The sequence below is a fragment of the Sphingopyxis sp. Root154 genome, from assembly GCF_001427105.1.
Taxonomy (GTDB): Bacteria; Pseudomonadota; Alphaproteobacteria; order Sphingomonadales; family Sphingomonadaceae; genus Sphingopyxis.
The window spans coordinates 437,686-461,742 of the sequence record NZ_LMGI01000003.1; the positions used below are offsets into that span (position 1 = coordinate 437,686).

The 24,057-nt window shown below is 64.9% G+C and carries 20 protein-coding genes and 2 tRNA genes; 10 read left to right on the forward strand and 12 right to left on the reverse strand.

Annotation, left to right across the window (positions count from 1 at the left end; translation table 11 throughout):
• Positions 1-10 precede the first annotated feature (10 nt).
• The 4 genes from ASD73_RS17600 to ASD73_RS17615 are packed head-to-tail and all read left to right on the forward strand — an operon-like array spanning position 11 to position 3,019.
• Positions 11-655, forward strand: a complete 645-nt coding sequence (locus ASD73_RS17600) for a PepSY-associated TM helix domain-containing protein (RefSeq protein ID WP_056374445.1) — start codon at positions 11-13, stop codon at positions 653-655.
• Between the two features lie 12 nt (positions 656-667).
• Positions 668-1,198, forward strand: a complete 531-nt coding sequence (locus tag ASD73_RS17605) for a DUF2271 domain-containing protein (protein WP_056374447.1) — start codon at positions 668-670, stop codon at positions 1,196-1,198.
• Positions 1,199-1,217: 19 nt separating this feature from the next.
• Positions 1,218-2,060, forward strand: a complete 843-nt coding sequence (locus ASD73_RS17610; protein ID WP_056374448.1) for a DUF4198 domain-containing protein — start codon at positions 1,218-1,220, stop codon at positions 2,058-2,060.
• 26 nt (positions 2,061-2,086) lie between these two features.
• On the forward strand, positions 2,087-3,019 hold the full coding sequence (locus ASD73_RS17615) for an FAD:protein FMN transferase (RefSeq protein WP_235534571.1): 933 nt from the start codon (positions 2,087-2,089) through the stop codon (positions 3,017-3,019).
• On the opposite strand, the gene ASD73_RS17620 is transcribed toward ASD73_RS17615, so the two are convergent.
• The 4 genes from ASD73_RS17620 to ASD73_RS17635 form a co-directional block, all read right to left on the reverse strand.
• Entirely contained in the window at positions 3,016-3,699 is a 684-nt protein-coding gene (locus ASD73_RS17620) for a Fe2+-dependent dioxygenase (protein WP_056374452.1), read from the reverse strand. The two genes, ASD73_RS17615 and ASD73_RS17620, sit on opposite strands and share 4 nt — an antisense overlap.
• A 59-nt stretch (positions 3,700-3,758) precedes the next feature.
• Positions 3,759-6,134, reverse strand: coding sequence for a TonB-dependent receptor (locus ASD73_RS17625; protein WP_235534573.1), 2,376 nt, complete (start codon positions 6,132-6,134; stop codon positions 3,759-3,761).
• A 161-nt stretch (positions 6,135-6,295) separates the two neighbouring features.
• On the reverse strand, positions 6,296-7,021 hold the full coding sequence (locus ASD73_RS17630; protein WP_056374455.1) for an energy transducer TonB: 726 nt from the start codon (positions 7,019-7,021) through the stop codon (positions 6,296-6,298).
• 46 nt (positions 7,022-7,067) lie between these two features.
• The gene (locus ASD73_RS17635) at positions 7,068-7,937 is read right to left on the reverse strand and encodes an alpha/beta fold hydrolase (RefSeq protein WP_056375219.1); all 870 of its coding nucleotides are present in this window, start codon (positions 7,935-7,937) and stop codon (positions 7,068-7,070) included.
• A 106-nt stretch (positions 7,938-8,043) separates the two neighbouring features.
• Here ASD73_RS17635 and ASD73_RS17640 point away from each other — a divergent pair, with 106 nt between their 5' ends.
• Positions 8,044-8,835 carry an SDR family oxidoreductase gene (locus tag ASD73_RS17640; protein WP_056374457.1) on the forward strand — a complete coding sequence of 264 codons (792 nt, stop codon included), beginning with the start codon at positions 8,044-8,046 and terminating at the stop codon, positions 8,833-8,835.
• Positions 8,836-8,878: 43 nt separating this feature from the next.
• Here ASD73_RS17640 and ASD73_RS17645 read toward each other — a convergent pair.
• Positions 8,879-8,953, reverse strand: a tRNA-Val gene (locus ASD73_RS17645).
• A gap of 71 nt (positions 8,954-9,024) precedes the next feature.
• Positions 9,025-9,402 (reverse strand): cell cycle two-component system response regulator CpdR, encoded by a 378-nt coding sequence (gene cpdR, locus ASD73_RS17650; RefSeq protein WP_037510756.1) that lies wholly within the window; start codon positions 9,400-9,402, stop codon positions 9,025-9,027.
• A gap of 140 nt (positions 9,403-9,542) precedes the next feature.
• Here cpdR and ASD73_RS17655 point away from each other — a divergent pair, with 140 nt between their 5' ends.
• A complete protein-coding gene (locus tag ASD73_RS17655) occupies positions 9,543-10,418 on the forward strand; it encodes an N-formylglutamate amidohydrolase (RefSeq protein WP_082521666.1) in 876 nt (291 codons plus the stop codon).
• Between the two features lie 182 nt (positions 10,419-10,600).
• On the opposite strand, the gene ASD73_RS17660 is transcribed toward ASD73_RS17655, so the two are convergent.
• A tRNA-Pro gene (locus tag ASD73_RS17660) sits at positions 10,601-10,677 on the reverse strand.
• 107 nt (positions 10,678-10,784) lie between these two features.
• A complete protein-coding gene (locus ASD73_RS17665) occupies positions 10,785-11,213 on the reverse strand; it encodes a JAB domain-containing protein (protein WP_056375223.1) in 429 nt (142 codons plus the stop codon).
• A gap of 154 nt (positions 11,214-11,367) precedes the next feature.
• On the opposite strand from ASD73_RS17665, the gene thyA reads away from it, so the two are divergent.
• From thyA to ASD73_RS17685, 4 genes are all read left to right on the forward strand, one after another.
• Complete coding sequence (gene thyA / locus ASD73_RS17670) at positions 11,368-12,303, forward strand: thymidylate synthase (protein WP_268801118.1); 936 nt, start codon at positions 11,368-11,370, stop codon at positions 12,301-12,303.
• A gap of 93 nt (positions 12,304-12,396) precedes the next feature.
• Complete coding sequence (locus ASD73_RS17675; protein ID WP_056374461.1) at positions 12,397-13,692, forward strand: 3-methyl-2-oxobutanoate dehydrogenase (2-methylpropanoyl-transferring) subunit alpha; 1,296 nt, start codon at positions 12,397-12,399, stop codon at positions 13,690-13,692.
• Positions 13,693-13,736: 44 nt separating this feature from the next.
• Positions 13,737-14,741: an alpha-ketoacid dehydrogenase subunit beta gene (locus ASD73_RS17680; protein WP_056375225.1), complete on the forward strand. Its 1,005-nt coding sequence runs from the start codon at positions 13,737-13,739 to the stop codon at positions 14,739-14,741.
• Between the two features lie 4 nt (positions 14,742-14,745).
• Positions 14,746-16,017 (forward strand): dihydrolipoamide acetyltransferase family protein, encoded by a 1,272-nt coding sequence (locus ASD73_RS17685; RefSeq protein WP_056374462.1) that lies wholly within the window; start codon positions 14,746-14,748, stop codon positions 16,015-16,017.
• A gap of 86 nt (positions 16,018-16,103) precedes the next feature.
• Here the strand turns inward: ASD73_RS17685 and ASD73_RS17690 are convergent, their stop codons facing one another.
• From ASD73_RS17690 to ASD73_RS17705, 4 genes are all read right to left on the reverse strand, one after another.
• A complete protein-coding gene (locus ASD73_RS17690) occupies positions 16,104-21,164 on the reverse strand; it encodes a hypothetical protein (protein WP_235534577.1) in 5,061 nt (1,686 codons plus the stop codon).
• Positions 21,165-21,261: 97 nt separating this feature from the next.
• Positions 21,262-22,326 carry a DUF11 domain-containing protein gene (locus ASD73_RS17695; RefSeq protein ID WP_056374467.1) on the reverse strand — a complete coding sequence of 355 codons (1,065 nt, stop codon included), beginning with the start codon at positions 22,324-22,326 and terminating at the stop codon, positions 21,262-21,264.
• 74 nt (positions 22,327-22,400) lie between these two features.
• On the reverse strand, positions 22,401-22,865 hold the full coding sequence (locus tag ASD73_RS17700; protein ID WP_235534579.1) for a hypothetical protein: 465 nt from the start codon (positions 22,863-22,865) through the stop codon (positions 22,401-22,403).
• An 11-nt stretch (positions 22,866-22,876) separates the two neighbouring features.
• Complete coding sequence (locus ASD73_RS17705) at positions 22,877-23,815, reverse strand: hypothetical protein (protein WP_235534581.1); 939 nt, start codon at positions 23,813-23,815, stop codon at positions 22,877-22,879.
• Positions 23,816-24,057 lie beyond the last annotated feature (242 nt).

Sequence of the window (24,057 nt, forward strand, 5' to 3'; positions counted from 1 at the left end):
GAACTTCCGGATGCATGCACCGACAACCCCGCGAACGGCGACGAAGAAAAGCCGGAAAGCCTTTTGGCTGAAGCAGCTGCATATGTGGCACTGGATGAGCTCGGCCGTCAGCTTGATCGGCCTGCTGCTGTTCGCGATCACCGGGTTTACGCTTAATCACGCCGCCGATATCGAAGGGTCGCCGGTCGTCACCCAGAAATCGGCGCAGATGCCGCCGGCTTTGCTTGCGCGCCTAAAGGCGGCGGTCCCGACAACGGAAAAGGCCCCGTTGCCACCCTTCGCGGCCGAGTGGATCGAGCAGAGCTTTCCGGTGAAAGCAGCGAGTGAAGCCGAATGGTCCGCCGATGAAGTCTATCTCCCCGCACCGCGTCCCGGTGGCGACGCGTGGGTCGCGATCGACCTCGCGACCGGCTCGGCGTCGAGCGAGGTCACCAGCCGCGGGTGGATCTCCTATCTCAACGACCTCCACAAAGGCCGCAATTCGGGCGGCGAGTGGAGCCTGTTCATCGACATCTTCGCTTTCGCCTGTTTCGTTTTCGCGATCACCGGCTTGGTTCTTCTCTGGCTGCATTCGGCGAAGCGCAAGAGCACCTGGCCGCTCGTCGGCCTGGGTCTCGCTATTCCTGCGGCCATCGCCGTCATCTTCATTCATTAGGGAGACCAGTCCATGCAGCTTTCCACCCCAGCGCGCATTCTCGGCGGCACGATCGGCCTCGGCGCCATGCTCGGCGCGCCCGCCTTCGCCGCCGCTCCGGGCACGATGGACGTGACGATCAACATCCCGCGGCTGAAGGTCGCCGAATATCACAAACCCTATGTCGCGATCTGGGTCGAGAAGGCTGGCGCGTCGGCGAAGACCGTCGCGGTCTGGTACGATTATGACATGAAGGCGAACGAGGGTACGAAATGGCTCCGCGATGTGCGTCAGTGGTGGCGCGCCGCGGGGCGCTCGATGACCTTCCCCGCGAACGGTATCACCGGCGCGACGCGTGCACCCGGCGCGCACAAAGTCTCCTTCTCGCGTGCGCAGCTCGGTGCGGGCGCGCCCGGCCAATACACGCTGGTAATCGAAGCGGCGCGCGAGGTCGGCGGCCGCGAACTTCTGCGCATCCCCTTCACCTGGCCCGCGAAGGCCGGTGCGGGCGGGCGCGCTGCCGGAACGACTGAACTGGGGGCCGTCTCGGTCGCCTTCCGCTAAAGCTTGAAAGGACAGGGAAATGAAGAAGCGAATTTGGGGTTTCGCCGCGACAGCCGCGCTGGCGGCATTGGTCGCCGTTCCGGCTTCGGCGCACCGCCAGTGGATGCTGCCGTCGTCGACCGTGCTGTCGGGCGATGACGTCTGGGTCACCGTCGACGCCGCGGTGTCGAATGACCTCTTCTATTTCGAGCATCAGCCGATGCGGCTCGACGCGCTGAAGGCGTGGGCGCCCGACGGCACCGAAGCGGCGATCGAGAACAAGGCGACGGGCCGCTATCGCAGCACCTTCGACGTCCATCTGACCAAAAAGGGCACCTGGCGGATCGCCTCGGTCGCCGATGGCGTGATGGGCAGCTATGACCTGAATGGCAAAACCGAGCGGCTGCCACGCGGGACGACGACCGCCAACCTCGCCGAGCGCATCCCTGCCGGTGCGACCAATGTGAACACCGCCGAATCGAACAACCGCAACGAGATTTTCGTGACGGTCGGCGAACCGACGACGACCTTGTTCAAGCCGACCGGAAAGGGCATCGAGCTGGTTCCCGTGACGCACCCCAACGACCTGATCGCGGGCGAGGCGGCGACCTTCCAGTTCCTGCTCGACGGCAAGCCCGCCGCGGGCCTTCCGGTGACGGTGATTCCCGGCGGCATCCGCTATCGCGACCAGCTCGGCCAGATGGACCTCAAGACCGGCGCCGACGGCAAGGTTGCGATCAACTGGGCCGAACCCGGCCTGTACTGGCTGAACGTCACGACGCCGCAAGCCGCGCGCGAAGAAGGCGCACCCGAACGCGCGACACCGCCCGCGCCACAGCGCCGCGCGAGCTATGTCACGACGTTGGAAGTGCTCGCGCCCTGACCGACCGCATCCTCATCCCCCGCGCCTTGACGCCCGCGGCTTTCGCCGGGCGCGGCGCGGGGGCGCCCATCGACCGCTTCACCGGCGAAACGATGGGCACGAGCTGGTCGCTGCAGGCGGTCTCGCCGCCCGCAGCGACCTTGCACGGCGTTCAGGCAGCGCTCGATCTCGTCGTCGAGCAGATGAGCCAGTGGGAGCCGCAATCCGACGTCTCGTGCTTCAACCGCACCGCGCCGGGCACATGGTACGAAATCCCGGCCGAATTCGCCCATGTCATGGCGGTTACGCTCGACATCGCGCGAGCCAGCGGCGGAGCCTTCGATCCCGGCCTCGGCGGCATCACCGAAGCTTGGGGCTTCGGCAGCGCCGGACGTCCGGGGCGGGTGCCGCAGACTGGCAAGTCCGTTGCAGGCCGCACGATCGACTTCGACCCCGCAACGCGGCGCATCCGGCGCGGCGAAGCGGCGGCACTCGACCTGTCGGGCATCGCCAAAGGCTATGGCGTCGACCTCGTGGCCGAATGGCTGCTCGACATCGGCGTGCGGCATTTTCTGCTCGAAGTCGGCGGCGAGCTGCGCGGCAAGGGAATCCGCCCCGACGGGCAGCCCTGGTGGGTCGATGTCGAGATGCCGCCGACATCGTCCATCCCGTCCTGGCGCATCGCGCTACACGACCTGTCGGTGGCGACCTCGGGCAATTATCGCCGCGGCTTCAGCGCGGGCGGACAGCATTATTCGCACAGCTTCGATCCGGCGACCGGACGCCCGATCGTCAACGGTGTGTCGTCGGTTACCGTGCTTCACCGTGACTGCATCAGGGCCGATGGCTGGGCAACCGCATTGACGGTCCTGGGGGCCGAGGCGGCGGTCGCGCTCGCCGATGAACAGGAGCTCGCGGCGTGTATCGTCGCGGGCGACCGAGAATATATATCGCGCGCGTGGCGCGATATGCTCGGCTAGCTGTCGGCCCAGCGCCGTAGAAGATTGTGATAGACGCCGGTCAGGCGGACGACCGTCGCGTCACCCTGACCCAGTGCCGCCGCGGCGCCTTGCACCCCCATATCGAGATCGAACAACAGGTTTCGCTGTCCCTGATCGCGTATCATCGACTGGATCCACATGAAGCTCGCGACGCGCGCGCCTGCGGTCACCGGCTCGACGCGATGGACGGTGGTCGAAGGGTAAAGGACCAGATGCCCGGCGGGCAGTTTGATCCCCGGGGCCTCAGCAAAGCCTTCGACGACGAGTCCCCCGCCCTCATAGCTGTCGGGATCAGCAAGAAAGAGCGTCGCCGACAGGTCGCTGCGGAGGCGGAAATCGCTGCCGCGCCGGATGCGAATGGCATTGTCGATGTGATCACCGAAATTCTCGCCGCCGGCATAGCGGTTGAAATAGGGCGGGTAGATTTTGAGCGGCAGCGCCGCGGCGATGAACAGCGGGTTCCGGCCCAGCGCGTCGAGCACGACGCGGCCCGCCTCTGCGGCCACCTCGGCGAATTCGGGGAGCTGCTGGTTGCGTTTGGCCAGCGCGGCTTGCGGACCAGATGTCTCGTTGCCGTCGACCCAGTCGGCAGCGTCGAGGATCGAGCGGAGCTTTGCGACGCCATCAGCGTCGAGCACGTCGGGAATGATGCGGATCATGCGCCGCTTCTAGTCTGAAAGGGGCGGGAACGGCAATCGCCGGACCCGCCCCACCGGGATCAGAAGTTGTAGAAGAGGCTGAACACCGCCGAGCGGGCATCGCCGGGGGTCGCCCAGCCGCCGCTCACCGCACCGCCGCCAACCACGCCCGTGCCCGAGATCGTCGCCGCGCCGACATTGTTGCGGACGCCGGTGTAATAATCCTCGTCCGTGAAGTTGCTGACGTTCACCTGCGCAACCAAACCGTTCTTGAAGTCATACGACACAAACGCGCGATGGATCAGATAATCGTCGACCATGAACTGCGTGCGCTGCGCAAGGTTGCGCTGGTTCGTGGCGAACTTGCCCTGATAGGTCAGCCCATAGCCGATCTGCAGCCCGAACGGGAAAGCATAGGTGGTGAACAGGCTGCCCGAATGCTTCGGCGTCTGGATCAGGCGATCGCCGCGCTGCGGGTCCGGCGTGCCGGCGTTGTTGAGGCAGCCTGTTGCTCCGGGCGTGGCGAGGCAGAAGTCCGAAACGCTCTGCCGCACTTCGCTGTCGAGATAGGTATAGTTGGCAAAAATCGCCCATTCGGGGGTGACGTTGCCGCTGATGCCGAGCGCGACGCCGTCGACGCGCGATTTGCCGTCGAGCACCTGTAGCGAGTTCGGCTGCGCGGGATCATTCGAGGGGATGCGAAAGTTGGTGCGTTCGTTGCGGAACAGGGCGGCGGTCAGCAGCAGCTTCTTGTCGAACAGCTCGGCCTTGGCCCCGATCTCGTAGGTGCGCGCCTTTTCGGGCGCCACGGCGCACGGATCGGCCGCACCCGGCGCCGCCGGCAGGCCGCAACCCGCGCGGACGGTGGCCGAGGTCGGTGTCTTGGCATTGCCATAGGCGGCATAGAGGCTGACATTCTCGACAGGGTGGAAGACCGCGCCGGCGCGATAGGAGAAGAGATTCTCGTTGCTCACCTGATCGGAGCCGCGGACATAAACCGCGCCGGTCGCGGGCGTCGTTACGGTGTCGGCGCGGAAGATGGTCCGCACGCTTTCATAACGAACCCCCGCGTTCAGTTCGAACATGGGCGAGATTTCGAGCGTGTCGAACGCATAGACGGCGAAGTTGCGCGTGTCGCCATAGCTGTTGCCGGTACGGACATAGTTGACCGGGCCGTTCCACATCGTGTTCGGGTTCGACAGGCTGATCGGCGGCTGGGCCGGGTTGGGCAGCGCGCCGCCGGGGTTGCGAAGAAGCTGCGCATTCTCGATCGAATAATCTTCTTGGCTGTAGGACGCGCCGATGACGAGCGTGTTGAACAGGCCGCCCTTGGCGCCATTGACCACCGTCAGGTCGGTCTGGTTGTGGATCAGGTCGTTGACCTGATCGCGGACAAGGCCGCGCGGACCGGCGGGGTAATAGAAACCGGGCGTATTTTGCCCGGCGGCGCAGGGGATGCCTACGGTCGCGTTGGCGCTGCTGCCGATCGGCTGCAGGCCGCTTGCGAGGCAGAAGACGCCCTGCGGCGCGCTCGTCTGGCTATATTGGTGGACGCGCTGCCAGCGGGTCAGGTTGCGGATCGAGACATTGTCGCTGAACGCATGGCGGAAGGTCGCGGTCAGCCGATCGACCTTCGTCTTCTGTTCGTCGAGATTGACGATGCCGAAATAATCGCTGTCGTCGACGCCGGCGAGGGGGCCATCGTTCACGCCGCTCAGGAAATAGGGAACGCCATAGATCGGCGTATTGTCGTCATCCTGATGGATATAAGCGAGCGTCAGGCTGGTGTCGCTGTCGACGCCGATCGTGATCGACGGCGCGACGCCCCAGCGCTGGTACGATTCGACGTCGCGGCCCGGGACGTCATTCTCGTGATACATCGCGTTCAGGCGGACGGCGATCAGGTCGTTGAGGCGCCAGTTGCTGTCGATTGCGGCACGATAATAATTGTCGGTGCCGACCGCCGCCTGCACCGTCGTGGCGTTGCGTGCGAAGGGGATCTTGCTGACGAGGTTGATCGTGCCGCCGACGCTGCCCGATCCGTTGAACACCGAGTTGGCGCCGTTATAGACTTCGATCTGCTGCAGGTTGAAGGGATCGGTGCGGCTGTATTGTGCGCTGTCGCGCACGCCGTCGACGGTCAGGTCGTTGTTCGCCGAATAGCCGCGCAGGTTGATCGAGTCGCCATAACCGCCGCCGCCTTCGCCGGCGCCGAAGGTGATACCGGGGATCGTCGCGAGCGCGTCGCGCAGCGTCAGCAGGTTCTGCTGGCGAATCTGTTCCTGCGAGACGACCGTGACCGTCTGCGGCGTGTCGACGAGGGGAGCGGTCGACTTGGGCGATTCCACCTCATTGGCAAGCGCGCCGTTGACGACGATCTCGCCGCGGCCGCCGGGCGCGTCCTGTGCCTCGCCGGTTTCGGCTGCAAATGCCGGAGCGCTGATAAGGCTGCCCACGCAGGAGAGTGCGAGGAACGAGGCAGATGTCGATGGCTTCACAGTAAACCCCCTGTTTTGTGATTGGTTCGGGGCGCCGCTATTGAGAGTCGATTGCAAAGTCAACTTTAATGCGAATCATTCGCGATATTGTCGCAATCGATACCAATTGAGTAAGACGCCTAATGTCGACGTTCGAGCCACCAGCTCTGTCGCCAGCCATACTGGCTCGCGATGGGTTCGCCGGCGGCATTGGTCGCAGGCTTGAAGCGAAAACGCTCCTCGATCAGGTCGCACGTCGTAGCGTCGAGCGAGGCGTCGCCGCTCGACCGGGTCACCCGGCATCTGCTGACGCGGCCGCTGGTTTCGATGGTGAAGCGCACTTCGACCTCGCCCCCCGCCTTTGCGCGGCTGGCTTCGCGCGGATAGTCGCGGTCGCGGATCGTACCGCTGCGCCAGATGGCCTTGGTTCCGCCACCGGTCCCGCTGCCCGCGCCGCCCGCGCCCGTTCCATCGCCGCGTCCGCCTGCGCCCGATCCGGGGCCGGGATTCGGCGTCGCGCCGGCCGACGCGTCGTTCCCAGTGCCGGGGCGCGGAGCGGCAGCAATCGGCGATGTGATGGGGGGTAGCTTGGGCGGCGGCGCGGCAACCGCGGCGGCTTTGGCATGCTTGTTCGCAGCTGACGCCTTGCCGCTGGCCTTTTCGCTCGGCGCCTTTACCGGCACGACCTCCTTGCGTGGTGGTGGCGGTGCGGGAAGGGCAATTGCGGTAATCGCTTCGCTGGCCTTGCGGACGACATCGAGATCGAGGCCGCTCGCCAGGCCAAATCCGACCGCGACAACGGCGATCAGCGCTCCGCCGCCCGCCAAGAGCTTCTGCTGCCTCGAAACCTGCCCCGTATAGGCCATCACGCCGCCTCTCATCGCGCGCCACGGCGCGCAACCGGCGACCCGTTTAGAGGAATTCGTCTAGCGTGGACATGAACCGGTCGAACTGGTCGTGGTGCAGCCAGTGGCCGGCATTTTCGAACTCGATCACCGTCGCGGTGTTGAAATGCCGGAGGCGTCCGTCCTTCTCGGGATTCGAAGCCCAGCTGTTCGCACCGTAGAGCAAAAGCGTGGGACAGGCGATCGCGCCCCATAGCGCGGCGATGTCATCGTGCGGCATGTCGAAGGCGGGCCAGACGTTGAGGTAATTGTCGAACTTCCAACTCCAGCTGCCATCCTCGTTGCGGCTGATGCCGTGGACGGTCAGGTGGCGCGCCTGGGCTTCGGTCAGATAGCTGTTCTCGCCCATCATGCGCGCGAGCGCATCCTCGAGGGTCGCGTAGCGGCGCGGGGTGCGCCCCGCCGCCTGCCGCTTGTCGTCGATCCATTTGCGGAAGCGTTCGGGATAGCCCGTCTTCGCGCGCTCGGCGATCACCTTGGGCGAGGGGCCGAGCCCCTCAATCGCGACGAGCTTGCGCACATTTTCAGGATAGAGGCCGGTATAGCGCAGCGCGATATTGCCCCCCATTGAGTGGGCGACGATCGAGAGCGGGCCGAGGTCGAGCTGATGGACCAACTGCGCGAGGTCATAGACAAAAGTGTCCATCGCGTAATTGCCGTCGGGCGACCATGCGCTGTCGCCATGACCACGCAGATCGGGCGCAATGATATGATAGCGGTCGCGCAATTTCTCCGCGACCCAGTCCCAGTTGCGGCAATGGTCGCGGCCGCCGTGGACCAGCAGCAGCGGCGGGGCGCCGCGATTGCCCCAGTCGACATAATGCAGCTTCAGCCGCTGCGAGATGAAGCTGTTCGAGGTCGGGCCGGCACTTGCCATCGGATCATCCTTGCTGTCTGTTCCAGTTTCAAAAGGCGACTGGTTTCGATCCGTCAACCCCGCATCGGTGCCGTCGTCGTTCAGAGCCAAGCGAAGGGAGAGTAGCATGACGACATTCCGGGACAATCTGCTGGCGGGCAAGACTGCCTTCGTCGCCGGCGGCACCAGCGGGATCAACCTCGGCATCGCCAAGCGTTTTGCCGAACTCGGCGCCAGGGTTGCGGTGGCCGGGCGCGACCCCGACAAGGCGGCACGCGCGGCGGCGGACATCGGCAAGGGCGCGCTCGGCCTGTCGGGCGATGTCCGCGACTATGCGGCGATCCGCGGCGTGATGGAGCGTGTCGCGGGCGAACTCGGGCCGATGGACATCGTCATTTCGGGCGCAGCCGGCAATTTTCTCGCCCCGGCGCTCGGCATGTCGGCGAACGCGTTTCGCACCGTGGTCGACATCGACCTCAACGGGACGTTCAACGTGTTCCGCGGATGCCACGATCTGCTGGGCCGTCCGGGCGCTTCGCTGATCGCGATCACCGCGGGGCAAGCGGTTAATGCGTCAGCGCTGCAGGCGCATGCCTGTGCAGCCAAGGCCGGGATCAACCAGTTGATTCGCGTCCTTGCGCTCGAATGGGGGCCCGACGTGCGCGTGAACGGTATCTCGCCAGGGCCGATCGCCGATACCGAGGGGATGAAGCGCCTCGCCCCCGACGCCGAAACGCGTCAGGCGCATTATGACCGCATCGCGATGAAGCGCTGGGGCAAGGTCGAGGAGGTCGCCGAATCGGCGGTGTTTCTCTGCTCGCCTGCGGCGGGCTACATCACCGGGACGATCCTCGACTGCGACGGCGGCAGCCAGATCGGCGACGCATCGCGCGGCGACCTGGCGAAAGGCATGGCCTGAAAGCAAAAACGCCGCCAACCCGTTGGGGTGGCGGCGTTTTTAATGGTGGGCGTGGCAAGGATTGAACTTGCGACCCCTGCGATGTCAACACAGTGCTCTACCACTGAGCTACACGCCCATCCCTTGGGGTGACGCGCCCCCTAAATGCCTCGGCGCGACTTGGCAAGCCCTTCGCGCGCGGCGGCGTCGTTATTGTTGGCTCGAGCGGTCGCTGCGACCGAACATATTGTCGACCTCGCGCACCAGATCCTTGAGGTGGAAGGGTTTCGACAGCAGCTTCGCCTGCGGCACATTTTCCTCGGCACGCAGCGAAACCGCGGCAAAGCCGGTGATGAACATGACCTGCGTCTGCGGCGCCGCTTTGGCCGTGTGCTGGGCGAGTTCGATCCCGTCCATTTCGGGCATCACGATGTCCGACAGCAAAAGGTCGAAGGTTCCCGAATCGATATAGGGGACCGCCGCGGTGCCGCGATCGACCGCGGTGACGTGATAGCCGGCGCTGGTCAGCGCGCGCGCGAGATACTCGCGCATCACGTCATCATCTTCGGCCAGCAAAATGCGAATCATGTTGAAATCTGTTCCCTGGTCCTTCGGCGCAGCCGGTTCCGGTCGGCTGCCCCCTCTGTCACGCCCTCTATAACGTCAGAGATTTAACAAATTGACGCGCGGCGCTGGATTCGGTCGGCTTTTTTTGCCACCCATCCATCATGCCGTCCCGCACCATCCCGCCCGCCGCCATCGCTGTCAACCGGCCCGCGGCGAGTGGGCCCGTCGTCGTGTCGGTACCGCACGCCGGACGCCTCTATCCGCCCGAGATATTGAGCGCGGCGCGGGTCGGCCGGCCAGACCTCGAGCGACTCGAAGACAGCTGGTGCGACCTGATCGCGGCCGGCGCCGCCGATGCGGGTGCGACGGTCGTCCATGCCCTGTGGGCGCGCGCCGTCGCCGACCTCAATCGCGGCGAGGGACAGATGGCGCCGGGCGAGGTTGCCATGCCGTTGCGGGCGCAATTTTCGGCTCCGGGGCGGAAGGAACGGGCGGGGCTTGGTGTCGTGCCGACGCGGCTCGCCGATTGCGGTCCGCTATGGAAGCGGCCGATCGATGGCGCGGCGCTCGAGTGGCGCCTCGAATCCTTCCATCGGCCGTATCATGCCGCTCTTACCGACGTGCTCGCCGCGGCGCGCAACGAATATGGCCGTGCGATCCTGATCGATCTCCATTCGATGCCGTCGATTCCGGCGGGCCAGCCGGGGCACGGCGCGCGAATCATCGTCGGCGATCGTTTTGGCGAAACCGCAGGTGACTGGCTGATCGATCTGGCGGTGGCGTCGGCAGAGCGATTAAACGAGCCCGTCGCGCGCAACCAGCCCTATGCCGGCGGCCATATCATCCGGACGCACGGCCGCCCGGCGGAGGCCATCCACGCGGTGCAGATCGAAATCGACCGCAGCCTCTATCTGACGCCCGAGCGTTTGCCCGACGCGGCCCGGATCGCGCGGCTGGCGCGCTGGTTCTCGAATCTTGTTGCTGCGGCCGGATACGCGCGTCCCGAGGCTGAAATACTCACGCAAGCCGCTGAATAAAAAACCACCTCGTACCGAAGTACGAGGTGGCCAGGGTCCAGGGAGGACGCGTCCGCGTCAGTGATGACGGGACACTCGCCGCGATGGAAAGGGGGAAAACCACGGCGGCGTAGAAGAGATTTAGGATGTTGCGCCCCGACTTACAAGAAGAGACGGTGCAGAATCTGCAATATGCAAGAAATTGGTCGGGGAGAGAGGATTCGAACCTCCGGCCCCTGCCTCCCGAAGACAGTGCTCTACCAGGCTGAGCTACTCCCCGACCGATCTGCGCGCCGACCGGGGTCGCCGCGAAGGCAGGGCGGTCCTCTAGACGCGCAATCTGTGAACTTCAAGCGCCAATCGGCACATTGAAGATGATTGCCGGAACTAGAGCATTTCGGCAGTTCGAAAACTGAAATGACCGTCCGCAATGAAAATCAGATGATCGGCCAGATCGATGCCCATGGTCCGCAGGAAAAGCGCGGCATCGTGCGTCGTGCCGATGTCGGCATCGCTCGGCCAGGGCGTGTCGGAGGGGTGGTTGTGCGCCATAACGACCGTCGCAATGCCGCCGTCGATGAGCGTGCGCCAAGCGCGCGGCAGGATAACGCAGCGGCCCGAGCTGTCGCCATCGACGCGTTCGATCCGCACGAGGCGTTCGAAGGCGTCGAATGCGGCAAGGAGCAAGGTTTCCCGCCCGTCATCGAACATCGGGCGCAGCAACAGGCGCGCGACATCATCCTCAAGCTGGCACGGCACGAAGCCAGTCAGCGCCGACGGATCCGGCGCTTTGCCGAGGGGTTCGAACAGGGTCATCGCCGTCCCCATGCGCCCAGTGCGTGTGATTCCCAACGGCCGACTGGCCCGCATCGGAGGGTTTGTGGTGCTGGCCATGTGGTTCCCGATGTTGCTCCCTTGTCGCCCCGCGGCGCGGAGCCTAGCACCAAGGGACAAAGCCGGGAGCCGAGTCTTGCCTGATTCCATCCATTATGAACTTCAATATCTGGACCTGATGCGGCGCATCTGGGTCGAAGGCGACGAGCGCGTCGACCGAACCGGCGTGGGCACGCGCTCGCTGTTCGGCGAGACGATGCGATTCTCGCTCAAGGACGATGCGATCCCATTGCTCACGACCAAGCGCGTCTATTGGAAGACGGGGCTGCGCGAACTCCTGTGGTTCCTGACCGGCGATACCAATATCCAGTCGCTCGTTTCGCAGGGCGTGAAGATCTGGACCGACTGGCCGCTCGACAAATATCGCCGCGCGACCGGCGAGGAGATCAGTGCCGCGGATTTCGAGGGGCGGATCATCGCCGATGATGATTTCGCCGCCAAATGGGGTGACCTAGGCCCGGTCTATGGTCACCAGTGGGTCAACTGGCCGCGTTACGAAGCGGCAGGCGAGGGACTTTTTCGCCGCGCCGACCAGGGACATAACCAGATCGCGGCGCTGATCGATTCGCTGCGGAGTAATCCGGGGTCACGGCGGCACATTTTTACCGGCTGGAACGTCGCCGACATCGATCGCATGGCGCTGCCGCCGTGCCACATGACCTATCAGTTTCATGTGCGCAGCGATGGCGGCCTGTCGTGCCTGCTGTTCCAGCGCTCGTGCGACCTTGGCCTGGGCTTTGCCTTCAATGTCTTCGAAGCGGCGCTCCTAACGCGGATGGTTGCCGAGCAGGCGGGCCTTCATGCCCACGAACTCGTCTGGACCGGCGGCGACGTGCATTTGTATCTGAACCACGCCGAGCTGGTCGAACAGCAGCTGTCGCGCGTTCCGGGCGGGGCCCCGAAGCTGCGCATCCTTCGCCGCCCTTCGAGCATTTTCGACTATCGGTTCGAGGATTTCGCAGTCGAGGAATATGCGCCGCAAGCGCATATTTCCGCGCCTGTCGCAGTCTGAGCGCCATCGTTGCATTCGTATGGCGACCGTAATAATATGTCGCCAGGTTGAAATATAACTAGGCGCCGATTCGCGCCTCAAAGGGAAGAAGATATGCCTGAGACGCCTCGGCGCCCTGCGAGCAATTTGCCGCCTCTGTCGCTTCATATCCCCGAACCGCGCTATCGCCCCGGCGATACCCCGGACTTTGTTGATATTGAAGTTCCCCCGGTCGAAGCGACCCCGCGCCCGAGCGAAGCGACCAAGCCCGATGCGATGCGCGAGCTGAGCTATGGCCTCGTTCGCGTGCTCGATTTCGACGGGCAGGCAAAGGGGCAGTGGGATCCGAAGCTGACCCCCGAGCGGTTGCGCGTCATGCTCCGCTATATGATGCTGGTGCGCGCGTTCGACGACCGCATGTTCCGCGCGCAACGGCAGGGCAAGACCAGCTTCTATATGAAATGTACCGGCGAAGAAGCGACTTCGGTCGCCTCGACGATGGCACTCGACCGCGGCGACATGTGTTTCCCCAGCTATCGCCAGCAGGGCATCCTGATCGCGCGCGATTATCCGCTGATCCAGATGATGAACCAGATCTACTCGAACCGCGGCGATCATTTGATGGGCCGCCAGCTGCCGATCATGTATTCGGCGCCCGAGCATGGCTTCTTCAGCGTCTCGGGCAATCTCGCGACGCAATATCCTCAGGCTGTGGGCTGGGCGATGGCCTCGGCCTCGAAGGGCGACAGCCGGATCGCGACCGTATGGTGCGGCGAAGGATCGTCCGCCGAGGGCGACTTCCACTCGGCGCTGACCTTTGCGACCGTCTATAACGCCCCCGTGATCTTCAACGTCGTCAACAACCAGTGGGCGATTTCCAGCTTCTCGGGCTTCGCCGGCGGCGAACGCACGACCTTTGCGGCGCGTGCCGTGGGTTACGGCATCGCCGGGCTGCGCATCGACGGCAACGATCCGCTTGCGGTGTATGCCGCGACGCAGTGGGCTGCGGATCGCGCGCGCACGAACAACGGCCCGACCTTGATCGAGCATTTCACCTATCGCAGCGAAGGCCACAGCACCTCGGACGATCCGAGTGCCTATCGTCCCGCCGACGAAGCGACTGCATGGCCGCTCGGCGACCCGATCGCGCGGCTTCGCCAGCATTTGGAAACGCTCGGCGAATGGGATGCGGAACGCCATGAGGCGCAGGCGAAGGAACTCGACGATCTGGTGAAGACGACCCAGAAACAGTCCGAAAAGCTCGGCATTCTCGGCCACGGTATGCATCAGCCGTTCGAGACGATGTTCGATGACGTATTCGAAGAGCTGCCCTGGCATCTCAAGGAACAATGCGCGCAGATGCTCGCCGAGCAAGAGGCCAAGTTCGGCCCCAATTGGAAGCCCGAATGATGACGCCCGAAAATCTTGGCTCAACCCAAACCGCCACCAAGACCATGAACATGATCGAGGCGATCAACAGCGCCATGGACGTCATGCTCGAACGCGACCCGAACATGGTCGTGATGGGCGAGGACGTTGGCTTCTTCGGCGGCGTGTTCCGCGCCACGGCTGGCTTGCAGAAGAAGCATGGCAAGACGCGCGTGTTCGATACGCCGATCAACGAATGCGGGATCATCGGTGTTGCGGTGGGCATGGGCGCGTACGGCCTGCGCCCGGTCCCCGAGATCCAGTTTGCAGATTATATCTATCCGGGGCTCGACCAGCTTGTCAGCGAAGCGGCGCGCCTGCGTTACCGCTCGGCGGCCGACTTCATCTGTCCGATGACGGTGCGCACGCCGTTCGGGGGGGGCATCTTCGGCGGCCAGACGCACAGCCAGTCGCCCGAGAGCATCATGACGCATATCTGCGGCGTGAAGACGGTGATCCCGTCGAATCCCTATGATGCCAAGGGCCTGCTGATCGCGGCGATCGAGGATAACGACCCCGTCGTCTTCCTCGAACCCAAGCGCATCTACAACGGCCCGTTCAGCGGTTACTATGATCGTCCGGTCGAGCCCTGGTCGAAGCATGATGCCAGCGCGGTACCCGAAGACTATTACCGTATCGAACTCGGCAAGGCCGCGACGGTGCGTTCGGGCGAAGCACTCACCATTCTCGTCTATGGCACGATGGTCCATGTCACCAGGACGATCGTCGAGGAAATGGGCGTCGATGCCGAGATCATCGATCTGCGCACGCTGCTGCCGCTCGATATCGACGCGATCGAGGCGTCGGTGAAAAAGACCGGCCGCTGTCTGATCATCCACGAAGCGACGCGCACTTCGGGCTTCGGCGCCGAACTCGCCGCGCTGGTGCAGGAACGCTGCTTCTATCACCTCGAGGCGCCGGTCGAACGCGTCACCGGCTTCGACACGCCTTATCCGCATAGCCTCGAATGGGCCTATTTCCCCGGCCCGGTGCGCATCGCGACCGCGCTGACCAAGATTTTGAAGGACTGACGCCATGGCCCGTTATTCATTCCGTCTGCCCGACATCGGCGAAGGCATTGCCGAGGCCGAAATCGTCGCCTGGCACGTCAAGATCGGCGAGCGCGTCGAGGAAGACGCGCAGCTTGCCGACATGATGACCGACAAGGCGACCGTCGAAATGGAATCGCCCGTTTCGGGGATCGTCGTCGAACTGGCGGGCGAGGTCGGCGACCTGATCCCGATCGGATCGACGCTCGCGGTGATCGAGACCGATGGCGACGGCGATGTCGAAGCGCCGCCGGCTGACACGCCGGTCGAACAGGAAATCTTAGCGGAAACGCCGGGCGCGGAGGAAATCTCGGTGGCCGAGGTTGCTGCGCCTGCGCCCGTTGCGGCTCCCGCTCCGGCACCCGCGCCGACGCCGGTTGCTGCCGCCGATCATGAAAAGCCGGTTCTGGCTTCTCCCGCAGTCCGCGCGCGCGCCAAGGATCTCGGCGTCGATCTTGGCCAAGTACAGGCCGAAGGCGACCGCATCCGCCATGCCGATCTCGACGCCTTCCTGCGCTACAGCGGTGGGCAGGGCTATCACGCCCCCGGCGCCAGCCGCGCCCGCGCCGACGAGCCGATCAAGGTCATCGGCATGCGCCGCAAGATCGCCGAGAATATGGCGGCCTCGAAGCGCGCGATCCCGCACTTTACCTATGTCGAGGAAATGGACGTCACCGCGCTCGAAGCGATGCGCGCTGATTTGAATGCTAATCGCGGCGGCCGCCCGAAACTGACGATGCTGCCCTTCCTGATCGTCGCGATCTGCCGCACGATCCCGCAATTCCCGATGATCAACGCCCGCTACGACGATGAGGCCGGCGTGGTAACGCGCTATGGCGCGGTGCATCTCGGCATGGCGACGCAGACCGACGCCGGGCTGATGGTCCCCGTGATCCGCGACGCGCAGGACAAGAATGTGTGGCAGCTCGCGAGCGAGATCACGCGTCTTGCCGAAGCCGCGCGCACCGGCAAGGCGAAGGTCGAGGAATTGACCGGCGGCACGCTCACCGTGACCTCGCTCGGCCCGCTCGGCGGCATCGCAACGACCCCGGTCATCAATCGTCCCGAAGTCGCGATCATCGGCCCGAACAAGATCGTCGAACGCCCCGTCTTCGATGGCGACGACATTCGCAGGGCAAAGCTCATGAACCTGTCCATCAGCTGCGATCACCGCGTCGTCGATGGCTGGGATGCAGCGAGCTATGTGCAGGCGCTCAAGAAGCTGGTCGAGACGCCGGTCTTGCTGTTCGCGGACTGAGATTAGTACGCGGACTGAGATTAGTACAAAGCAATCCGGGGCCGTGGACGCTCGCCCCGGATTGCTTCGCTACGCGCGCGAGCTGGTTACAATCCCAGCCCCGCGAAACTCGTCTGGTCGAACTTCAGCTTGAAGGTCACATAGGCGCCCGAGCGCGAGAAGCGCGCGTCTTCGAAGTCGCGGTCTTGGAAGCCCGCGAAATTATAGCCGAAGGTGATGTTCGCATTCGTCATCGGCGCCAGCGTGACGGTCGGGCCGCCCGCCCAGCTGACGGTATCGGCATCGGTGCCGACGCGCGCGGTGCCCGATGCACCAACGTCGACATGCTCGCCTAGGTTGAAGCGGAAGTCGGCGCCGATCAAATTCGACCAGCCCTTGACGTCATCGGCGCCGAAACGATCGAAATTATAGCGTGTGCCCCAGAAAAAGCCGATTTCGGTACGCTCGTACGAGCCGTCGCCGAATCCGCGCTCGCCGAGCGGCATCCAGTTCACCGACAGGCTGTTGAGCAGGCGGCGGCTCGTCGCGTCGCCGTCGATCGTCAGCGACGGGCCGCCGATCGGGCCGGCCTGACCCGCGACCGCGTGGCGAACCTTATCCGAACGGAACTCGCTCTTGTTGAGCCACGAAATCTGCGAATCGGCGGGGCGATGCGCCCAGCTCATTTCGAACTGGATCACCTCGGTCGTCGGCGCGGCGCCGGCACCGCTTGCCTTCGCGTAAGTGAAGAGTGCGCCGAGCGCACGGCCTTCGCCAAGCTGACGCAGCCCGCCGAGCGTCAGGCCGTAACGATTGGCGATCTCGCCATCGCGATATTCGGCGCGGCCCGTGAGCGTCCAGCGGTCTGCGCGGTAGGTGGCGCCGGTGCTGATCGCGAGGAAATCCTCCGTCAGTGTGCCGTTGCCGCCGAGGAACCCGCCTGAGGCGATCGGCTGGTCGACATTGAGCACGTCGCGCGCGTTGATGCCGCCGATGGTGCGATTGCCATCGACCGATACATCGACCGACCAGCGTTCGCCGAGCTTCAGCGACTGCGACAGGCCATAAGCGGCAAAGCTGCGCGGGCCATATTCGCCAATTTCCTGCTGGTTCGCGGTCGCGAGCAGGCGCGCGCCCGACCAGGGCGTCAGGTCGAAGCCGAGCCGCGCGGTGCGTGCCTTGATCGTGTCGCCGTCGGCGATTTCGTAGCTGCCGACCAGATTGACGTCGCGATTGATCGCGTAGCGCGCGCCGAGGCGATGACGGATCGGGAAATCGATGCTGGCATCCTTGCTGCCGAGCGCGAACTCGGTCTGTGCGTCGAGTTCGAGCCGCTTGTTTAACAGCCGCTGCGTCGCGCCGAGCTGGACGATATTCGAGCGATTGCGCGTGCCGTCGGTCAGGCGGTCGTCGGCGTGCGTCAGCCCGGCGCGCGCGACGCTGGTGCCATTGTCATATTCGATCAGGGCGCGGGCGGCGCGGCGACGTGCGCTCGTTTCGAGATAATCCTCCTGCCATGCGCTGCCGGTCACCGACAGGTTGCGGCTGGTTTTTACGCGTGCGTCGAAACCGAATTTGCGCGTGCCATTCTCGCTGCTGTTGAGCTGGCCGGTGCCGAAGCCGGCCTCACGCTCGCGGACATAGGCGAGGAAGTCGGCGTTGCTGCTGTGATGCTCGGCCTCGATCAACCATGCCTTTGCAGTGCCACCGGCGGCGGTGCTGTCATTGGTCGCCTTGGCATCGCTGACCGCGAGTTCGGCACGGACCTCGGTCTCGATGGTCGGGCGATAGCGTGCATCGACGCCGCCGAGGTTGGTCTTGGCGTTTCCGTCCTCGTCGTGGATGAAGGTCGCGCCGACTCGCAATTTCTCTTCGTTCGACTGATAGCTGACGCGCCCACCGGCGTTGAGCACGCGCTGGCCAACGCCATCGACCTCATATTCGGCGACGATGAACTGCGGATCGAGGTTCGACGAGCGGCTGAGCACTGGCTCGCGGAAACGGATGGTGCCCGACAGATAGTCGATGTCGTAATCGACGTGGCGCGACAGGCTGACGCTGTCGACGATGCGTTCGCTGTGCAGCCGGTCGCGCGTCTCGATGACGATCCGCTCGCTGTTCGGTAATATGTCTTTGGCGCCGAGCTGGTACGGACCCGTCAGGCCATTGCCCTGAATCTCGTCGCGGCGGAAACGGTATGGCGTGTCGGCGACGAAGACGGTCGCCGCGATGTTGCGGCCTCGGTATTCGGCCTTGCCGCCGTTGAGCGCGCGTTGGTATCGGGCGAGCTCGGGTTCCGAAATCCCTGTCTCGATATCGCCGAACATCGCATAGAATTGCGGGCGTTCGAGGCGGAGGTAGAGCTTGCGCACCGACGCGGCGTCGTAACGCGTCTCATTGCGGTCGGCGTAGATGGTGTAATAGGCGCGCGGATCGATCACGCCGCCGAACCGCGTGTCATCCTTGTCCTTGTCGCTGTCATAGGCCAGCGTCATCAGCCACTTTCCGCGCACGCGGCCTTTTGCGTACAGGGCAAGACGGGCGTCTGCGTTTAGATCGTCGAGCGTCTCCGCCACCGGCTCCATCCGGTCATCGAGCGTATTATAGCCAAGGGTGCCGGCGGCAAAACCTACCACCGTCCACGGGCGATTGCCCGGGTCGAGCCAGGTTTCGATCGTCTGCTTGCGAGTCACCTTGTCGTCGCGGAAGGTGAAGTCCATCGCGAGCGTGCCCGACGCGGTGGTCGGTTCGAGTTCGATATAGGCGATGCCATCGTCGCCATCGATTTTCCACACCGGCTGCGCGCGTTCGAGGCCAGCGAGCTGGCGCGCCTGCTGCGCATCGGCTTCGACCGCGGGATAATAGGGCGCGGGGACGGCGAAATCGCCCGTCAGTCCCGCGCGGATCGGCTTGCCGTCGCGATCGGTCAGGCGCACCGCGATCACCGGGCGCGTCACGCCATCGGCGACCAGCACCGACTTTTCACGGATCAGCGACGCGCGCATCGGGGTGATCGAATAATGGACGGTGCGTTCGAGCGTTTCGATGGTCACGCCGTTCGCGTCCGTCACTTCGGCCACGAGACGGTTTTCGCCCTCGCGGATTTCGAGCCCGCGCCACAGGCTGACTGCGACGCTGCCGTCGGCGGATTTGTTCACGCCCTCGAACGTCAGCGCGTCGGCGGGCTTCCCGTTGACGCGGAGCATCACTTTCTGGCCGGGGGCGTGCTTGATCGCGGCGCGGATCGCTTTCGCGCGCGGGTTGTGGTCGGTGTCGGGGAACAGCCAGCCGATGCCCCGCGCCTGACCCGCGAGCCAGTCGCGACCCGCGCCAGCGGCTTCGGGATCGCTCAGCACCTTCGGCGCCTCGATGGCCGCCTTGATCGGCGCGGCGCGGGGCGCACTCGCGACGGCGCGGAAGTCGGCGCGCTTCAGCGCACCGCCGCGGCCTTCAACGAAGCGGGAGATCGGGCTGCCGGCGCTCTGCGTCGAACGCGCGCAGTCGATCGCCTCGCGGTCGAGCGGCAAGGTCGACGGGTCGATTTGCACGACGTGCAGGCCGAGGCGCACGCCCTCGAAATGATAGCGCCCATCCTCGTCGGTGACGGTATAGCTGCCGTCCTGCAGCATCACGCGGACGCCCATAATGCCGTCGGCTTTACCCGGATCGACGGTGCAGCCGCCGTCGGTGATCCGGCCGATGACTGTCATGCGGTCGCCGAGCTGGTCGCGTTTGATCGAAATCGTCGCTTCGGCGACGTTACTCGTCGAACCGCGGTTATCGGTCGCGGTGGCGCGATTGAGCGCATTGCCGGGCTGCGCCGACACGACGACTTCGGCCAGATAGGTCAGCAGCGCTGAGCGCGACGCCGCGATGGTGGGCAGCGTGACAGCGAACTCGCGGCCGTTGGCGGTGACATCGGCCGTCACACGCACGCCATCGACGCGCACCGTATCGGCGCGCAGGCGCATGCCGGCGGGGAGCACGTCGCGCACCGTCACCGCCCCAGTGTTGCGGCGCGCGTCGCGGTTCGCGACCTCGATCCGATACTGGATCACGTCGCCGGGCACCGCGACCTGAGTCGACGTCGTTTTGCGCAGGATCAGCGGCAGGCCCGGCTGGTCGACGGGAATGTCGACGCGGACGGGCGCGGGGCTGTTGAGCGTGAAGGCATTGCCATAGCTCGCACCGGTGATCGTGAAGGGGAGGCCGTCGTCGGGGCGGCGCAGGCCGGCGAGGTCGGCGGCGCTCGATTTCGACGGCGCGGTATAGGGCGCAGGCGGCGCGACGATCAGGCGATAGGTTCCCGGCGCGACAAAGGGAAAGCGATAGTCGCCCGGCGGGAAATTGTAAGTCGTGCCGCCTGCATCGGTGACGGGCTGGCCGGTGACGACGCTCGACGGATAGGCTGAGACGCCGTCGTCGCCAAATACCTGCGCGGGCCGGCCGGTCGCGGCGTCGATGATCGTCACGCGGCTTCCGGCAATGGGGGCGCCGTCCCCGCTGTCGAACACAATGCCGAACGGATCGACGAGGAAGTCAATCGTCGCGAGCGCAACGAGGCTGGCGTTCGCCTGATCGGTGACGCGTAGCGTCAGCGGTGCACCGGGATTGACCGACAGGCGGCAATCGCCGGCAACAACGGCTGGCGGGACGCCGATCGTGTTGATGATGCCGACGAATTCGCCACTGTCATTTGCGGTCTCGGTCAGGGTGATCGCCTCGCGATCGCCGTTTTCGAGTTCGAGGACGACCGGAAGGGTATCACGCACCTGTGGATCGGCGTTCGCCGATGCAAGCGTGACCCCGACGACAAGTACTTCGCCGGCGCGGAAATTGTCGGTGCTTTGCAGCGATGCAGGAGCGGTCGAGATGCTCTCATAGACGCCGCCGAGATCGATCGTGTTCGTCGCGCTGCGCGCTGCGGGACGGCTGCATTGCGTTGGTGCGAGCGCTACCGATTTGTTGCCGCCGCCATCCACCAGCCGATAGGTGGTGATCGTCGGCGGCTCGGGCGGACGCGCCGTGACCGTCACGTCGACGCGGTTCGACAGCGCCTGACCGGGCTGCCCGTCATGCGTCCACTGCGCCGAAGCCGTGTTCGTGATCACCTGTGCATACGCCGGGGATATCGCAGGCAGCATCGCTGCCGCGACCAAGGCGGTCACAAGGCCGGAAAATTTCGAGCGGAGTGCCATTTCAGCCCCGAAGGGAGCAGCGGGAGGCGGTTTTTGGGCCGCACCCGCTGCTCCATCGGTTGTCCGATCAGTTGACGGTCGCGCGGAAGACGAGCGTGCTAGCAGCGCCGGCGGCGATCGAGGCGATCGTGCCCGACACGTTCGGTGCGGCGTAGCTGCCGCCCGCGGTGCCGTTGAAATCGCACGTGCCGCTGGTGACCGTGCCGCCCAGCAGGATCGTGCCCGCATTGAACGTCAACTGGCCCGGAACCGGGTCATTGATCACCACCGACGTCGCCGCGGCGCCGCCGGTGTTGGCGACCGCGATGCAATATTCGACCACCGCGCCCGGGATCAGCTTCGGATTCGTTGTGTTGTTGAACGGATCCGAAATGACGCGGCTGCTCTTGGTGACCGTCAGCGTCGCCGTCTGCACGGTGTAGTCGTCGTTGTCGCTATGCGAACCGTCGCGCGCGACGTCGCCCGCCACGCCGGCGATGTCGGCAAAGACCGTATCCTTGCCCGCCGTGTTCGCACCGGTGGTTTCGGTGATCGCCGTGCCCTGTGTGCCGGCAAGCCCGCCTTCGCGCGCCGTTGCGCGCAGCGTCACACCGGCGACGGCATTATTGGCGAGCGCCGCCGGGATATCGGCGACGACAAAGAGCCGGATCGCTGTATCGACGGTGAGTTCGTCGACATAGCCGGTAAGCAGAGTGTCGCCCGCGTCCCAGCTGCCGATGGTGCCCGTTACCGTATTGTCGCGATAAATACGGAAGTTATTGGCGTTGAACGTGTCGGTGCCGCCGTGCGCGGCGGTCCCGCCCGTGATCTGCGACGCGACGAGCGCGAAGTCGAGGACTTCGTTCGAGCTGTTGGTCAGCTGGAACGTCGTGACGGCGTTTGTCTGGCCGGGCACGACGCTGGTCGTGACCGTCCCCACCTCTTCGACAAGCAGGTTGATCTTGCGGTCGACGGTGAAGTTGTTCGACGCCGACTGCTGTCCCTGTGCGACGCCCCCGACCTGATAGTCGACGGTGGCGGTATTCGTGATCGTGGTGCCCGCGGTCGTTCCGGCGGCAAACGCCGGCGTGGCGGCAACGCTCGAAAGCGCCGCCAGACCGATGGCACCCATATAAGTCAGCTTGCTGGTCATAGCTGAGCTCCTGGGCTTTATGTTGGTTGCCGTTTCCCCACCGCTGGCAACCGTTAAGCGGTTTTATTCCTTCGCTATTTGACAACTCCCCGAAAGATGAGCTTGCCCGAGCCGCCGACCGGGATCGGCTTCTGGAAAGCCCAGCGGACGTGCGTGACGTCGGCGGGCTGCGCCGCGCGGTGCGTGCCGTCGGTCATCGGAACCGAGAGGTCGGCGAGCAGTCCCCACTGCTTGCCGCCGTCGACCGAAACCATGGGCCGTGTATCGCCCGCGTCCGCGAAGCGGACCGCTGCGGGCAGCGGGTTGGTGATCACGAACTTGTCGGCCGGCTGCGCACCGGCATTGCGATAGTTGAGCACGAAGACGAGCCGGTCGCCGGGAACGACCACCTTCGGTTCTTCGAGTATGATCCGCTGTTTGCCCTGCGCGTCGGTCGACACGCGTTCGACGAACACCGCATTGTCGAGCGCGACCTGGTTTGCCGCGAACGCTTGGCCGGGTGCGAGCATGGCGAGCAAAAGGAAAAGGGCGGTGCGCATACGCATCTCCATCAATCGATCTTGGTCTGGAAGGTGACGGTGCGGGTCTGGCCGCCGGCGACGGTGCCGAGCGCGACGTTGACTCGCGTGCCGTTATAGTCGCCCGCATCGGCGTCGGCCGCGTCGGACAGCCCGCTGCCGCCGAGTGCGATCGAGCCGGGAACATAGCTGGTGTCCGCGGGAATATTGTCGGTGATCGCAAGGCCGCTGACCGAACCGCTGCCCGCGACCGTGGCGACGATCGTATAGGTGATCGTCGCGCCCGGGACCGGGCCGGCCGTGCCGAGCGAATTGGTGACCACCGCCGATTTGACGAGCGTGACGGTCGCGGCCGACACGATGAACGCGCCCGCATCCTGCCCGTCGGCGCCGGTCGAGCCGACGACGGCGTCGCCGCCGCCTTCGCCTTCGCTGGCAAAGCTGTCACCGGGATCGCCGGTGCCCGTCTTCGCCGCCGCGACGAGGCTGACGATGCCCCGATTGCCGTCGACCACGGTGCCCGGCGTCGTCGCGAGAACGAAGACGGCGATGCTCTGGTCGGGATTGAGCGAGGGATCGTTCGCGCCCGCAGTATAGAGCGTATCGGTGCTCGCGTCGAAAAGACCGTCGCCGTTGTCGAGATAGATTTGCGCGACGGCGGGATCGTAATTGTCGCCGCCGGCGTTCGCGATCGTCGCGAGCCCGAACGCTTCGACGCCGTTGCCGTTATTGGTGACCAAGAAGGTCAGCAGTTGGCCCGTCGCCCCCGGCGTCGTCGGAACGTCGGCGGGATTGCTTGAATCGACCGTTACGTCGAGCAGTTCGTCGACGAGCAGGTCGACGCGGTTCGAATCGACCGTCGCCGTGCCGCCGCCCGTATCGAAGCTCGCGCTCGCGGTATTGCTGATGGTCGAGCCGGCGCGTGTGCCGGCGGCCTCAGCCTGTGTCGGCAGCGCGAGCGCGGCCAGCACGGGAATGATTGAATAAGAGGGAAGAAGCCGATGCTTCGCGCCCCCCACAGGCGCTATCACCATCACTTTGACTCCGAATAGGTTGGTCCTTGGAGCCGTCAGTCGCCGATAAAGGGTAATTTCTGGTTAAAAAGCGGGAAGGAAGACGCGTTTTGACCCAGATAGGGACAGGGCGTGTGCCGATTTCGTCGCAAAACGGGGCGACTGGCGCGGAAACCAAAGCTCGCGTAAGACGAGGCAGT